This is a genomic window from Mycolicibacterium frederiksbergense (assembly GCF_012223425.1).
Taxonomy (GTDB): Bacteria; Actinomycetota; Actinomycetes; order Mycobacteriales; family Mycobacteriaceae; genus Mycobacterium; species Mycobacterium frederiksbergense.
This window is the reverse complement of record NZ_CP038799.1, coordinates 2,388,426-2,403,002: the sequence shown is the minus strand read 5'-3', so window position 1 is coordinate 2,403,002 and position 14,577 is coordinate 2,388,426. Positions and strand designations below refer to the sequence as shown.

The 14,577-nt window shown below is 67.6% G+C and carries 11 protein-coding genes and 1 tRNA gene; 6 read left to right on the top strand and 6 right to left on the bottom strand.

The features are described from left to right. Positions 1-79: 79 nt before the first annotated feature. Positions 80-1,483 carry an FhaA domain-containing protein gene (locus tag EXE63_RS14495; protein WP_168142504.1) on the bottom strand — a complete coding sequence of 468 codons (1,404 nt, stop codon included), beginning with the start codon at positions 1,481-1,483 and terminating at the stop codon, positions 80-82. Positions 1,484-1,699: 216 nt separating this feature from the next. On the opposite strand from EXE63_RS14495, the gene EXE63_RS14490 reads away from it, so the two are divergent. Then, a tRNA-Leu gene (locus tag EXE63_RS14490) sits at positions 1,700-1,782 on the top strand. A gap of 98 nt (positions 1,783-1,880) precedes the next feature. Here the strand turns inward: EXE63_RS14490 and EXE63_RS14485 are convergent. Both EXE63_RS14485 and EXE63_RS14480 read right to left on the bottom strand, forming a co-directional pair. Next, positions 1,881-2,369, bottom strand: coding sequence for a hypothetical protein (locus EXE63_RS14485; protein ID WP_168142503.1), 489 nt, complete (start codon positions 2,367-2,369; stop codon positions 1,881-1,883). A gap of 140 nt (positions 2,370-2,509) precedes the next feature. Then, positions 2,510-4,183: an alpha/beta hydrolase gene (locus EXE63_RS14480; protein WP_168142502.1), complete on the bottom strand. Its 1,674-nt coding sequence runs from the start codon at positions 4,181-4,183 to the stop codon at positions 2,510-2,512. Between the two features lie 358 nt (positions 4,184-4,541). Between EXE63_RS14480 and EXE63_RS14475 the strand changes: the two genes are divergently transcribed. Beyond that, the gene (locus EXE63_RS14475; protein ID WP_168142501.1) at positions 4,542-5,378 is read left to right on the top strand and encodes a PE-PPE domain-containing protein; all 837 of its coding nucleotides are present in this window, start codon (positions 4,542-4,544) and stop codon (positions 5,376-5,378) included. A 7-nt stretch (positions 5,379-5,385) separates the two neighbouring features. Here EXE63_RS14475 and EXE63_RS14470 read toward each other — a convergent pair whose 3' ends face one another. After that, a complete protein-coding gene (locus EXE63_RS14470) occupies positions 5,386-6,042 on the bottom strand; it encodes a GNAT family N-acetyltransferase (RefSeq protein WP_168142500.1) in 657 nt (218 codons plus the stop codon). Beyond that, complete coding sequence (locus tag EXE63_RS14465; protein ID WP_234904500.1) at positions 6,039-7,007, bottom strand: GGDEF domain-containing protein; 969 nt, start codon at positions 7,005-7,007, stop codon at positions 6,039-6,041. Before EXE63_RS14465 ends, EXE63_RS14470 begins: the two co-directional genes overlap by 4 nt. Positions 7,008-7,493: 486 nt before the next feature. On the opposite strand from EXE63_RS14465, the gene EXE63_RS14460 reads away from it, so the two are divergent. Together EXE63_RS14460 and EXE63_RS14455 are read left to right on the top strand one after the other, a co-directional pair. Then, positions 7,494-9,848, top strand: a complete 2,355-nt coding sequence (locus EXE63_RS14460) for an Ig-like domain-containing protein (RefSeq protein WP_168142499.1) — start codon at positions 7,494-7,496, stop codon at positions 9,846-9,848. Positions 9,849-9,919: 71 nt separating this feature from the next. Then, positions 9,920-10,594, top strand: coding sequence for an SIMPL domain-containing protein (locus EXE63_RS14455; RefSeq protein WP_168142498.1), 675 nt, complete (start codon positions 9,920-9,922; stop codon positions 10,592-10,594). On the opposite strand, the gene EXE63_RS14450 is transcribed toward EXE63_RS14455, so the two are convergent. Then, positions 10,591-11,739, bottom strand: a complete 1,149-nt coding sequence (locus tag EXE63_RS14450; RefSeq protein WP_168145588.1) for an alpha/beta hydrolase family protein — start codon at positions 11,737-11,739, stop codon at positions 10,591-10,593. The genes EXE63_RS14455 and EXE63_RS14450 overlap by 4 nt on opposite strands. A gap of 184 nt (positions 11,740-11,923) precedes the next feature. On the opposite strand from EXE63_RS14450, the gene EXE63_RS14445 reads away from it, so the two are divergent. After that, complete coding sequence (locus EXE63_RS14445; protein ID WP_276006467.1) at positions 11,924-12,394, top strand: Fur family transcriptional regulator; 471 nt, start codon at positions 11,924-11,926, stop codon at positions 12,392-12,394. Continuing rightward, positions 12,370-14,556 carry a catalase/peroxidase HPI gene (gene katG / locus EXE63_RS14440; RefSeq protein WP_168142497.1) on the top strand — a complete coding sequence of 729 codons (2,187 nt, stop codon included), beginning with the start codon at positions 12,370-12,372 and terminating at the stop codon, positions 14,554-14,556. Before EXE63_RS14445 ends, katG begins: the two co-directional genes overlap by 25 nt. Positions 14,557-14,577: the final 21 nt, after the last annotated feature.

Genomic DNA, 14,577 nt, shown 5'->3' with positions numbered 1-14,577 from the left:
ACGTCCTCTCCGTCCCGGTTCCGTGCGAGTTCCGCCGTCACGATACTGGGAGGCGTATAGGGCCGTAGCTGATCGACGCTCAGTGGACCCGGACGATGATCTCGGAGTGGCCCAGCCGGACCACGTCACCGTCGGCGAGCTGCCACTCCTGCACCGGCGCATTGTTGACCGTGGTGCCGTTGGTGGAGTTCAGATCCGACAGCAGCGCGACCTGGCCGTCCCAGCGGATCTCCAGGTGACGGCGGGACACACCGGTATCGGGCAGCCGGAACTGGGCGTCCTGGCCGCGGCCGATCACGTTGGCGCCTTCGCGCAGCTGGTAGGTCCGGCCACTGCCGTCGTCGAGCTGCAGCGTCACGGTCGCCGCGGCGCCGTAGCCGGCGCCGTACCCGGCGGGTGCTGCGGGCTGGGCACCGTAGTCGTACCCGGCGGGCTCGCCGTAACCCTGATCCGGGTACCCACCCTGGGCAGGGGGCTCGCCGTAGCGGCCGTAGTCGGGTGCGGCCGGTGCGGGCGGTGCCGCGTAGTCGGCGCGACCGTACTGCTGGCCGCCGTAGCCGCCCTGATCGGGATAGCCGCCCTGGTCCGGGTAGCCACCCTGATCGGGGTAGCCGGGAGCCGGCGGTGCGGGCGGACGGCCGTAGCCCTCGTCCTGGCGCGCCGGGGGGCGGCCGTAGTCGTAGTCGCCGTATCCGGGGGGCGGCGATGCCGGCGGCTGACCATATCCGGCCGGCGGCGGCTGCTGGCGGTAACCCTGGTCCGGGTACCCGGCCGGCGGCTGGCCGTATCCGGCGGGCGGGCGCTGCTCACCGGCGGGCGGCCGCTGATCATAGGAAGGCTGCGGGTAACCCTGGTCCGGGTAACCACCCTGCTCGGGGTATCCGGCGGGCGGACGCGGCTGGTAGGCGCCCTGGTCGGGGTAGCCGCCCTGCTCCTGCGGGTAGCCGCCGCGGGCCTCCTCAGGCTGGCGGTACCGGTCGTCGTACTGGTCGTCGCCGGGCCGACCCTGTCCCTGGCCTCGGTAGCTCGGGTTGTCGGTCATCGCTGGTACTCCTGGTTCTGCGGTGGACGCGCGGTCTCGTTCTGCTGGTGCGGGTTCGTGGGTGGTCGAGTCTGGGTTGACCGCTCCACGGGCGCGGAACTGTCCGGTGTGCAGGCTCGGCGATGGCTCAAACCTGACGACCACATCACCATACGTTTGCCACCCCTGGTCATGGATGAAACCCTCCAGGTGACGGGCAAATGTGGTCGATGTCCGGTCGGGGTCGGCGCTCACCTTCTGGTAATCAGTCTCACTGAGGGTAATGACGTAATCGTTGGGGGCCAAAATACGGCCGCCGGCGACGGCCCGAGATCTGGCCTCGGCCTCGCGGCGCAACAGCGCCTCGACCTCCTGCGGGACGATGGACCCGCCGAAAACGCGGGCGAAGGCGTCACCGACGCTCGATTCGAGGCGTCGCTCGATACGGTCTGCCAGGCCCATCTCACCGCCTCGTCCACTCGTCGTGCTGTTTGTCGGTCCCCGCGCCGCGTGTCGCTCTGGCCACACTGCTCACAGGCATGTTATCGGCCCGTCACGCGATTGCGTGACCAACAGATCTCTGAGAATCGGATCACGCCAGGTCAGCGGGGTGCGCTCTTTCGAGTTCTGGTGGTTTGGGCGGAAAAGGGCACTAGTGATACGGTTGCGCGGTCATTCGGGCGAGTGGCGGAATGGCAGACGCGCTGGCTTCAGGTGCCAGTGTCCTTCGGGACGTGGGGGTTCAAGTCCCCCTTCGCCCACACAGAGCGGTTCTACGTAACCGCGACGCAGAGGTCACGAACCAGAAATGGTTCGTGACCTTTGTGTTTTCCGCGCCCGGTGCTGCGTCGATCGCCGCTCAGCTGTCGGCGTCGATGACGACAGGGAATGAGTAGTCGTCATCGGCCAGGTTTCCGGGGAAACACGGCGAGGACGCGATGAAACCCGGCGGGTAGCCCGGCACGGCGGGTTGCTCGGTGCTGAGCCGGTAGCCGTCTGGGCTGACCCCGAACCGGTTGGGTTGGCGGAACCGGTCGTCGGTGTACACGCGCCAGCCCCAACCGCGCCAGACGTCCCCGAACGCGTCGGAGACGGCGACGTTGTCGACCCCCGCAGGGATCTTGAGGTCACCGGTGACGGTGAGCCGCACCGGGGCGTCCGGGCCGGTCGCGTTGTCATCACAGCCGATGATCCCGCTTCCTGTTCCCCCGAAGCGGGTGGCATCGAGCGCGTAGCCCGGCGCCAGGGCCTGCAGGGTGCGTTTGATGTAGCCGAGCAGGGTGTCTTCCACCTGCTTCTGGCTTTCGGGTGAAATTTCTTGCGGCTCCTCGCCGGCAGGTGTGGACATGTGTGGTCCTCCAATGTCGGTCGCGCCGGTTGGGGTAGGGGGTTCGAGATCTCCGGCATCACCACATCCGGATAACGCCAGGACCGCCGCCAGGCAGGCGAGCGGGGCGAGGGCGCGGTGCATCAGTGAGGTCTTGGTCGTCATGATCCGGGTGCGATCCCTCCGTCCGGTGTCACGATCTGCGCGGGTGGCAGACCGGCGATGATCGCGCCCATGTTCTGCAGCGCGGGATTGGACTGGCTGTCCCAGTAGCTGCTGTGGGCGCCCACGCTGCCGATGATTTCCGTTGGGTCCCAGCTGGTGCCGGGATCGGACAGCAGGCGGGTCGCGCCGAAGTCGGTGGCGAACGGGTCGGCACCGAGGGTGGTATCGGTGGCCCAGCTGATGATGTCATTGCGGGCGGTCATCGAGTAGACGTTGGCACCTTCGGCCAGGCTCAGATTGCTCGCGTGGTCGGTGAGCATGCCGGGGCTGCCGACGGCGATGACGTTGTCGGCGGCCAGGTGGTTGCCGCCGGTGGCCGCACCGCCGACCAATGTGGATCCGTAGCTGTGGCCGATGACGGTGTCGACCGCCGGAACCGCACCCGTGTGCGAGGCGTGCATGCCGTCGATGAAGGAGTCCAGTCCGGCACCGCCGGCTTCGGCACGGCCCGGGAAGGCGGCCTCGCCGAGGTTCATCGGCCGGTCATAGCCCATCCACGTCGTCACGGCCACGTCGTGCGAGGACAACGCAGGGTTGGCACGCAGGGCCGCGGCGAACATCTCCTCGGACTTGCGATCACTGCCGTGGAACGCCCCGAGATCCTGGCCGGTTCCGGGCACGAAAGTTGCTGTGTGACTGGCGGTGTCCGGGTTGCCGATCGACACCGCGGCGCGGCCGTGGTCGTCGATCATCGCCAGCAGCCGCGGCGCGCCGCCCCTGCCCTCCAGCACACCGTCGACGGCCGTGTACCCGTTCATGCGATGGCGTGCCGTGGCCAGCTGCGGACCCAGCGCGGCCAGCTCGTTGCCGGTGGCTGCGCTGTGATCGCCCAGGTAGACCCGCCGGGCCAGATCGTCGAAACGTGACTGCATGTGATCGATGGTGCCCTGCTCGGTCTGCATCAGTTCGTCGAGATGGCGGCGGTTGTAGGTGTTCTTGTCCGCGAACGGCATCCCCGGGTGATTGCCGATGCTGTGGTCGCGCTCGTAGAACCAGTCTTTCTGCTCGGGGGTCAGTTGTTCCCAGAGGTCGTTGAACTGCTGCGGATCGGCGGGCAGCGGCCTGCCCAGCGCCTCCTGGATCTCGGGTCGATGATCGTGCGGCGCATCCGCGATCGGTGATTCGCCGATGGCCATGTTGATCGCCCGGGCCAGCTCCTGATCGATCCGGGCAGCCTCGGCGATCACAGCATCGAGCCCCGGCTGTAGCTGCATCTGCTTGAGCGCGATCTCCATCGGATCCGCCCCGGCCGCGCCCGGACCCGGCTCGACAGTGTTCGTGACGGGATCGACGACCATGCCCAACCGCTCGGCCTCGTCGCGCAGCTGCGACAACCGGGATTTGACGTGCTCGATGTCGTCGGCGGCCGTGCCGGCCGCCCTGGCCACGGCCAGTGACTCGTTGCCGTGTGCGTCGAGGTCGAGCCGGGTGCGCCCGAGGGCGTCCTTGGCGGCCTCGGAGGCATCGCCGCCCCACGAGCCGAAGGCCGGCAGCTCGGCTATTCCGTCGGCGGCTTCGCGGGCCGCCTCGGCGCGGCTGCGCGTCGCGTGGAACACCTCACGCACGTCGCCGGCATCCCAGCGGTCGATCTCTTCGACAGAGATGCTCACCAGCGAGGACCGTCACCGGGCCGCCGCGTTCTCATCGACGCGCCCGTGGGCCCGCCCGGCCATCGGCGACACTGTGCAAAGGCTGCGGCATAGCATCCCCCCTGTCCAACAACCCGTGTCGATCCAGACTACTTCGGGGCGCGGCGTGGCCTGTGCGGCAATTTTCGGCGCGGTCCTGGAAGCCGAATTCGCTCGACGGTGCGGTGCCGCCCTGGCCGGGATCGGATGGCAGGTCTCGAATCCATTCCAACTCTTCGCTATTCGCGACACGATGCTTGGGCTTCGAGGGTCGCGCGCCGCACCATCGAATGCGGGGAGCTGTCCAGCAGATGCCGTTTCGGCAAGGGGGAGAACACGGATGAAGATTCTGCACGTCGCGTTGGCATTGTTGTTCGGCATGAGCGCGGCCGTCTCGGCGCCGATCCCGGCGGCGGCCGCTCCGGGCCCGGGCGGTGCCACGGTGCTCACGTTGGCGCCGGCATTCGGCCCGCTCGATGGGAACTGGCTGCGCGGCGAGCTGTTCGCCGCCCCCAATGAGGTGGTGAAGGTGCCCTACAACAACTTTCCGGGCGCCACCAACACCAACAAGGGCGCCGACAAGCTCAACGAGATGCTGCACTCGATCCCGGGTACCAAGATCGTGGCCGGGCACAGCCAGGGCGCGCAGGTTGCCGATGCGTGGTTGCGCCGCTACGGCCCGACCAGCGATGTCGACCCGGCGACGGTGACCTTTGTGATGACCGGTGACCTGGAGAGCAAGTACAACGGTTGCGCCAACGTCCCGGGCAGCGGCTGTGTGGCGGCCTACGGCGGGAACGGATTTCCGGACGACACCCCGTACACCGTGAAAGTGATTGCGCGCCAATATGACTACTTTGCCGACTGCCCGAACGACCTGAGCAACGCCGACGCGAAGAAGAACCGCAGCGCCGCCAGCCTGGTCGGGGGCAAGGGTGAACTCAAACCGGTCCACAACGACTACAGCAAGATCGGCCTCAACGATCCCGCCAACAAGACCTTCGTCGAGGGCAATGCCACCTACATTCTGGGAGCGCCGGCCACCTATTTCCTGCCGATGGTGACCCAGCAGTGGACACCCAACAGCCAGAAGATCGGCGATGATGCGCGTCTGCGTCCTATCGTGGAATCGGCGTATACCCGGCCGATGGGGACCCTGCCGATCCCCGCGACGTGAAAGGCGTTCAGCGGCTCAGCACCCGGACCAGAGCGTCGGCGCCGGTGATGACCGGCCCGTACCGGCGGCGCGCCGCCGAGCCCAGCCAGTCCCGGCGCCGTAGCTCGTAGACGTGCTCGGTGAGCTCGCGGCCGTTCTCGACCAGGACATGGCTGTCGACCAACTGATAGCCCAGCGCGGTCGAGACCCGCGCGCTGCTGGTGTTCTCCTCCAGCACCCAGGATTTCGCCGTGTCGGCGTCCAGATGCAGGAACGCGAGTTCCAGCACGGCGGCCCGCGCCCGGGTGCCCAATCCCCGCCCCTGGAACGGGGCGATCAACCACGACGTGGTGCCGACGGTGCGCTGTTGCGGCCACTGCTCGAATCCCGACACGCTCTGCAGGCCTACCGGTGCGCCATCGACCAGGACCGCCAGATCGAGGGTCCATCCCGGCCTCGTGGTCAGGTCGCGATTCGATTGCACGCGGGCGATGCGTTGGCGTTCGATCTCCGGTGGCGTCCGGCCGTCGATCCACTTGACGAAGTGCGTCTGATCGACGGGCAGTACCGCTTCCGGAGTCGCGGCGTGCCGGGCGAGTTCGGCTAGTTGGGCATCCGTCGGCGCAGCCATCTCGGCGCCGCCCATGTCGATCCGCAACGCGAACTGTGCTGTGACAGTGCTCATGACGACGAATCGGCAGACGGCGGAGCCTCATCGGCGGTCACGCTCTTGCGAGCGTTCTTGCGCCGGTAGAGATCCCGGTCCGCCTCGGTGAGCATCCTGGCAAACGAACCCGGCTCGTAGGCGGGTCCGACCGCGATGCCGGTGCTGACGTGAACCGGACCGTCGCCGCTGAGCGTGTCGGCCAGCGCGCGGGCCTGGCTCTCGTCGTAACCGGCGATGACGGCGACGAACTCGTCACCGCCGAGGCGGCCGACGAGAGCCGATGCCGGCAGTTGCCTGGCCCAGCGTCGGGCCAGCCCAATGAGCACGGTGTCGCCGGCGGCGTGACCGTCGCGGTCGTTCACGGATTTGAAGTCATCGATGTCGAGCACGATGACGGCCAGCGATTCTGCGTGCCGCCGCGCACGTGGAAGCAGAGCGTCGAGCTCTCGGTTCAACCCCGCGCGATTCCACACCGATGTCAGCGGATCACGCAGAGCGGCCTCGATCAACGCCCCGTGCAGTAATCCCAGCACCTCTGCGGCGCCCACGATGCACACCGGGAACAACAGGAACCACAGCGCCGGAACCGGTGCCGGGGCAATCCACATGCCCACCATGACCCCCGCGGCGAGCAGCGCGCCCACCAGTCGCGCGGTCGTCGGCCGGTGCCAGCTCCGGATGAACACGGCGATCAGGATCAACGGGATCAGGGCCCATACCTGCGCGGCAGGTTCGTGGTGACCCAGCACCGCGGCCAGCGGTGCGATGCACGCGCACACCAAGGCCACCATATACCGCCAGCCGCACAGTGGTCGGGGCACCGCCGCGACCAAGCCCACCGCGGTCACTGCCGCGGAAATCCATTCGCCCCAGACGTCTGGTCTGTCGGACGCGCTCACGATCGCCAGGACGTACAGCACCAGCCCGGTTGTCAGATAGATCAGCAGCATCCGGCGACGCAGCACCGTAGTCAGAACCGGCACACCCCCACCCCGTCCCCCGTGTCGATCAGCAAACCATTCTGCACATTCCTACCCAATCGTGGAGCGAGATGAGCAACGCGCCGGAATGGACGGCCGTTCGACGCTTGTCAGGTGACGGGCGCCCCGCTACCGGCGATTCGCTGGACGGGGCGCCGACCGATCGGGCACAAGCGACGGCAGGCCGGTGCTCGATGTCGGTGCTGCCCGGCGGGTACGGGCAAAGTTGCGCCGGCAGCAGCGACCCGACGGACCGGCAAAGAATGAATACGCAGGTGGCGGTGCCGATTCTTTTCCAAATCCGTCGCAGCAATGGCCCTGGAGACCTAGATCGGCGGTCTGAACACCTGTCCGCCGAATCGTCGGACATATGTGGCAAAGACTGACAGAATTGCGAAAACTGGCTAACGTAGCCGTCAATATCCAGCTCGCGGTGATGTTCGTCACGGCATAGGGCATATCTGCAACGACACGAAGTGGGGAACATCGATGGCAGGTGGGCACCGGTTGCCGAAAGGCACCAAGACGAATCGGTCCGGCAGCAACGGAGGCCGCGGCAGCCACCGCGTCAAGCGCAACCGGCCGGAGCCGTACGCCTGGCTGGGGGCGGGCGCGGTGACCCTGGGGCTGGGCGCTGCCCTGGCCAGCGGCACCGGCGTTGCCTACGCCGACGACGGTTCGACCGGTTCGACGTCGACCACCAGCCAGTCGTCCACGTCGGCCGGTCAGAATTCGCCGGACAACCCGGCGCCGTCGTCGACCGGTGCGCCCAGCGCCGGGCCGCAGACGACCAACGAGTCCGAAGACTCGGCCGAGGGCGACGCCGACACCGGCATCGATGCGGGTATCGGCGCCGAGGAAGAAGCCGGCACCACCAAGAAGACCACCCGCGGCATGCAGGTGCGCGGCGCGAAGTCCGTTCTGCAGAACCGGCTTACGGCGGCGTCGGCGGCGAACGAGATCGCCGAGACACCCAAGGTCGTTATCGCGGCCGAGGTCGACACCCTGGCGGGAGCAGGCTCTGCGGAGGCGGACGCCACCGCCGCTGCGCCCGAGGTGAGCTCGTCGCCGACGGTCACCCCATACGCGGCGACCTCGCTGGCCGGGGCCAACACGGTCTCCTCCAACGTGGCCGCGGCGGCCGAGCCCGCGCCCGTTCCGAAGGCGATCGCCATTCCGGTGCTGAAGTTCGTCGGCGGCATCCTGAACCTGTTCGGTGTCAATACCAATTCACCGCTGCCGCAACTGGATGTGGGCCTAGCCGCCGCCTGGACGTGGTTCCGCCAGCTGCAGACCGAATGGGGCGTGGCGCCGCCGTCCGGTGTCATTGCCACGCCGACCGAGCCCGACCCGGAAACCGGGACCGTCACCGGATTCCTCACCGCCGACAACCCGTCCGGCCTGGCGCTGACCTACACGGTGGCCATCGATCCGCTGCTGGGTGAGGTCACGCTGGGCGCCAACGGAGCCTTCAGCTACACCCCATCGGAAGCGGCGCGACTCGCGGCCATCATCGCGCCCCTCAGCGATATCTTCACCGTCACCGTGTCCAATGGCATCGCGTCCAACTACGCGCTGGTCACGGTGCCGATCGGGGCGACAACCGCCGGTACCCCGGGTATTCCGGCGACCGTGTCGCAAAGCACCAACACGACCACCGGACTGGTGACGGGGCAGGTCGGTTCGACCGGCCCCGCCGGACACACACTGACCTATCAGGTGCTCACGTCGACGCTCGGCGGCCAGCTGACCTTCGACAATGCGACAGGCGAGTACACCTATCAACCCTCGGCGCTGGCGATGGCGCTGGCCGCCCTCGGCATCGGCCCGGTCTCCGATGTCTTCACGGTGGTCGCCAAGAACGGTTCGCTGACGAGCCTGCCCGGGCTCATCACGGTGCCGATCACGGCAGGCAATGCCACCCCGAGCGCACCAGTGTCGTTGTCGCAGAACACCAATACCACCACCGGTCAGGTCACTGGCCAGGTGGGTTCCACCGATCCGACCGGCCAGCCGGTGACCTACTCGGTGCTGACAGGGACGCTGGGTGGCACGCTGAATTTCGACAACAGCACCGGTGAGTACACCTATCAGCCGTCTGCGCTGGCGATGGCGCTGGCCGGTGCGGGTCTGGGCAGTGTGTCGGATGTGTTCACGGTGGTGGCCACCAACGGGACCTTCACCAGCTCCCCGGCGATCATCACCGTCCCGATCACCGCGGCCAATGCGAAACCCGGCACTCCGGTCGGCGGAGCGCAGAGCACCAATGCGGCCACCGGTGTGGTCACCGGCAGCGTCTCGTCCACCGATCCGCTCGGTGCGGGGGTCACCTACGACGTGCTCACCTCGACCATCGCGGGCACGCTCAATTTCGACGAAGCCACCGGTGCCTACACATACACACCGTCGGCCGCCGCCCGGACGCTGGCCTCGGCCGGCATCACCACTCCGGACGTTTTCACGGTGGTGGCCACCAACGCCGCCGGGAGCAGCAGCCTCGCGACCATCACGGTGCCGATCGCACCGAACCCGGCACCGCCGAGTTCGCCGACCAAGACCAATCAGCAGGTCAACACCAGCAATGGCCGGGTCACCGGCAAGCTCGTGTCGACGGACCCGAACGGCCTGCCGCTGACGTTCACCCTGACCCTGGGAGGGATCCAGGGCAGCTACACGGTGAGCGCCAACGGAGACTTCACCTTCACGCCCACGTCCGCGGCGCGGTTGGCTTCGTGGGTGGCCGGAGGCAATCTCAGCGATGCCTTCACGGTGACGGTGTCCAACGGAATCTCCAGTTCCACCGCCATCATCACGGTGCCGGTGAGCCCGAAGGGCCCCTTCTGACAGTGCTCACGGGCAGGCTCGACCGTGTAGTTCGGGCCTGCCCGCTCGGCTGTTGTGGCTAGGCTTCGAAGATGCCGACCGAGATCACGGTGCGCGGAACGTTCTCCGCCTTCCAGTCACCCGAGCGGGGGACCGTCAAGGCCGCGATCACCTACGAGGGCCCGGACATGGGCACGGTTTATGACCGGGTGGCCCACGATCTCGCCGTGGTGAAGGACTCGATCAGCAGGCTGCAGAGCCTCGATCCGGCCCCGGTGACGTGGTGGTCGGCCGAACAGTTGCGGACCTGGTCGAGGCGGCCCTGGCACAAGGACGGCAAGCAGTTGCCGATGGTGCACCACGCCAGCGTGGGAGTAGAGGTGAAGTTCCGCGACTTTGCCGCCTTGTCGCGGTGGGTCGGCGAGCACGTGGCCGGAACCGGGGGATTCCGGGTGGCCCAGGTGATCTGGGCGCTCACGGCCGCCCGGCGGGATGCACTGATCACCGACGCGCGCACCCGCGCCGTGCGTGATGCGGCGGCGCGGGCGCAACAGTACGCGGATGCACTCGAGCTCGGCACGGTGCGGCCGGTGGCCATCGCGGACGCCGGCATGCTTGCCGCCCAGCTCCATCCAGAAGGTGGCCACGGTGGCACCTTCCTGCGGGCCGCGGCGAGTCCGGCCGGTGGCGGCGACGTCGAACTGCTGCCCGAGGACATCGAGGTCTCCGCGACCGTCGACGCCCGGTTCCTGGCCGGCGAACCCTAACCGAACGCGTTGCGCAGGAACGGGGTCGAGTCGACCAGCGAGGCCAGCACCGTCCCGCTGTGATCCTGCTCCGGGTAGATGCGCAGTTCGACGTTCTGGTTGTTGGCGACCAGTTGGTCGTAGAAGGCCAGCGTGGAGGCCGGTGGCACATCGCGGTCGAGCAGGCCCACTCCGAGGAACATCGGCCGGTCATAGCCCGACACCGGGGTGCCCATGAAATCGTGCAGCGCGTCCTCGACTCCCGGGATCGAGATCAGCGGTGCCGAGAACATGTCGGCCGGGCTGAGTTGGGCGAGTTCGTCGGTGAGCGGGTGGACGCACACCGTCTCGGCGCGGGCGGCCGCGTTCAGGCCGGCCGGAGACAGCACGCTGTTGACATCGAGATCGGGACGCGCCTCCCGCAGCGCCGCGATGATGTAGGCCGTATAGGCGTTGGCGACCGGTCCCAGCTCGGGCAGCTGCAGATCGGGCCCGGCCTGCGCGACGAACTTCTGGATGTTCGCCGGGGTGCCGGTGGCGACCACGCCGCGGTAGTCGAGACCGCTGCCGGCGCTGAACTCGGTGGCCCACCGGGCACTGGCGACCGCCGCGCCACCGCCCTGGGACTGGCCGACGATGGCCCACTTCGGGGACAGCGCCAGGTCCATCCGGTGGGCGGCGATCACCGAATCGATGACACCGTGTGCGGTGGTGACGCTGTTCAGGTAGCTCATCAGACCCGGGGTGCCCAGCCCGGCGTAGTCGCTGGCCACGATGACGTACCCCTGGTTGAGCCAGTGCGACAGGTATTCGTCGTCGCGCGGGGTGCGCGGCAGCGAAGAAGGGGTGCAGTCGTCGCCGAGGCCGACCGTGCCGTGGGCCCAGGCGATCACGGGGTAGCCGCCCGGCGGCGCCGGCGTGCGCGGGACGAACACCGCGGCGGTGCTCACCGCCGGCGCATCGTGCTGGTCGGTGGTGGAGTAGAGGATTCGGTAGGCGGCGCCGGCACCGGCGATGGACAGTTCCGGTGCCAGCGGGACGGTTTCGATGAGATTGCCGGGCTCCGGGATCGGGCCGGCGAAGAAGCGGGCGTCCAGCCCGGACCAGTTCGGCGCGACGGCGTGCGCGACACCGGGAACCGTGAGAGCGATCGCGAGAATGAACATCAGGGTGGCGCGCAGAGCGCATCGCAGACCGGCCATGCCCGACACCTTAGGCGGGCCCGTGGTGAGGGTTCTGCGCCGCCCGGGGGCGCCGGCGGGCGCACGAACTCGCCCCGTACTTTATCTTGACTAATTCCAGAAAAGGCGACAGACTCGCCTTGTGGACACGGCAGCGGACTTCCAGCAGATGCTGCGGGGAGCCTCGTTGCGCGTGACGCGCCCCCGGGTGGCGGTGCTCGGCGCCGTCTCCCGGCATCCGCACGCCGATACGGATTCGGTGATTCGCGCGGTACGCGCGGAATTGCCGGAGGTGTCGCACCAGACCGTCTATGACTCGCTCAATGCGCTGACTGCCGCCGGCCTGGTGCGCCGCATTCAACCGTCCGGTTCTGTGGCTCGCTATGAGTCACGGGTCGGCGACAACCACCATCACGTCGTGTGCCGGTCGTGTGGGGTCATCGCCGATGTCGACTGCGCGGTCGGGGAAGCCCCCTGTCTGACCGCCTCCGATGATCTCGGGTTCGCCATCGACGAAGCCGAGGTCATCTACTGGGGCCTTTGCCCCGATTGCATTACCTTGCAGAGTGTTTCGCAGCAAATAACGAGTTCCGACAGCCCCCGGAAGGATCCACAATGGCCGAGACAAGTCCCCCGATAGGCGAGGCGCAGACCGAGCCCGCCGAGGCTCAGTGCCCGATGCTGATCAAGCCTCCCGTTGAGGGTGGCAGCAACCGCGACTGGTGGCCGAACGCGGTCAACTTGAAGATCCTGCAGAAGGACCCCGAGATCATCAACCCGCATCCCGGGTTCGACTACCGCGAGGCCGTGAAATCCCTCGATGTCGATGCGCTCGCCGCCGATGTCGATGCGGTGATGACCGATTCACAGGACTGGTGGCCGGCGGACTTCGGTCACTACGGACCGTTCTTCATCCGGATGACCTGGCACGCCGCCGGCACCTACCGGGTGGTCGACGGCCGTGGCGGCGGCGGCAAGGGCATGCAGCGCTTCGCCCCGCTCAACAGCTGGCCCGACAATGTCAGCCTCGACAAGGCCCGTCGTCTGCTGTGGCCGGTGAAGAAGAAGTACGGCAAGCAGCTGTCCTGGTCGGACCTGCTGGTTTTCGCGGGCAACCGTGCGCTCGAGCACATGGGCTTCAAGACCGCCGGCTTCGCCTTCGGTCGCCCCGATTACTGGGAGCCCGAGGAGGACGTCTACTGGGGCGCCGAGCACGAGTGGCTGGGCAGCCAGGAGCGCTACGCCGGCGCCAACGGCGACCGGACCAAGCTGGAGAACCCGCTGGGTGCCAGCCACATGGGTCTGATCTACGTCAATCCCGAAGGCCCGGAAGGTAACCCGGATCCGCTGGCGGCAGCCACCGATATCCGGGAGACCTTCGGCCGGATGGCGATGAATGATGTCGAGACCGCGGCGCTGATCATCGGCGGCCACACCTTCGGCAAGACCCACGGCGCCACCGAGGTCGAGAACGGTGTGGAGCCCGAAGCCGCGCCGCTGGAGTCGCAGGGTCTGGGCTGGGCCAACTCGGGTGTCGGCAACGAGACCGTGAGCAGTGGCCTCGAGGTGACCTGGACGCACACGCCCACCAAGTGGGACAACAGCTTCCTGGAGATCCTCTACGGCAATGAGTGGGAGCTGTTCAAGAGCCCCGCGGGCGCCCACCAGTGGCGGCCCAAGGACGGCGGCTGGGCCAACTCGGTACCGATGGCGCAGGGCAACGGCAAGACTCATCCGGGCATGCTGACCACCGATCTCTCGATGCGGGTGGATCCCGGCTTCGAGAAGATCACCCGCCGTTGGCTGGATCATCCGGAGGAGCTGGCCGAGGAGTTCGCGAAGGCCTGGTTCAAGCTCCTGCATCGCGATATGGGCCCGGTGGAGCGCTACCTCGGTCCGCTGGTTCCCCAGCAGACCTGGCTGTGGCAGGACGTCGTGCCGGCCGGAACCCCGGTCAGCGATGCCGACGTCGCAACGCTGAAGGCCGCGATCGCCGAATCGGGTCTGAGTGTGTCGCAGCTGGTTTCGACCGCGTGGAAGGCAGCCGCGTCGTACCGCAACAGCGATATGCGCGGTGGCGCCAACGGTGGCCGCATCCGCCTGCAGCCGCAGATCGGCTGGGAGTCCAACGAGCCCGATGAGCTGGCCCAGGTGATCGCCAAGCTCGAGGAGATCCAGGCTTCGGCCGGCATCGCGGTGTCCTTCGCCGACCTGGTGGTCCTCGGTGGTGTGGTGGGCCTCGAAAAGGCCATCAAGGCAGCCGGATTCGATGTCGAGGTGCCGTTCACCTCCGGTCGTGGGGACGCCACCCAGGACCAGACCGACGTCGAGTCGTTCGGCTACCTGGAGCCCAAGGCGGACGGTTTCCGCAACTACGTCGGTAAGGGTGCGTCGTTGCCCGCCGAGTACGAGGTCATCGACAAGGCCAACCTGCTCGGTATCTCGGGTCCGGAAATGACCGCCCTGATCGGTGGCCTGCGCGTGCTGGACACCAACTACGGCGGTACCAAACTCGGTGTGTTCACCGAGAACCCGGGCGCCTTGACGAACGACTTCTTCGTCAATCTGCTGGACATGGGCACCAAGTGGGGACCGTCACCGGCTGATGACGGCACCTACGTGGGGACCGACCGCGCCAGCGGCGCAACGAAATACACCGCAAGCCGGGTCGATCTGCTGTTCGGGTCGAACTCGCAGCTACGCGCATTGGCCGAGGTGTACGCCGAGGACGACGCCAAGGAGAAGTTCGTCAAGGACTTCGTCGCCGCGTGGACCAAGGTGGCCAACGCGGATCTGGTCTAACCTGCAGCCCTCATTCCAGGC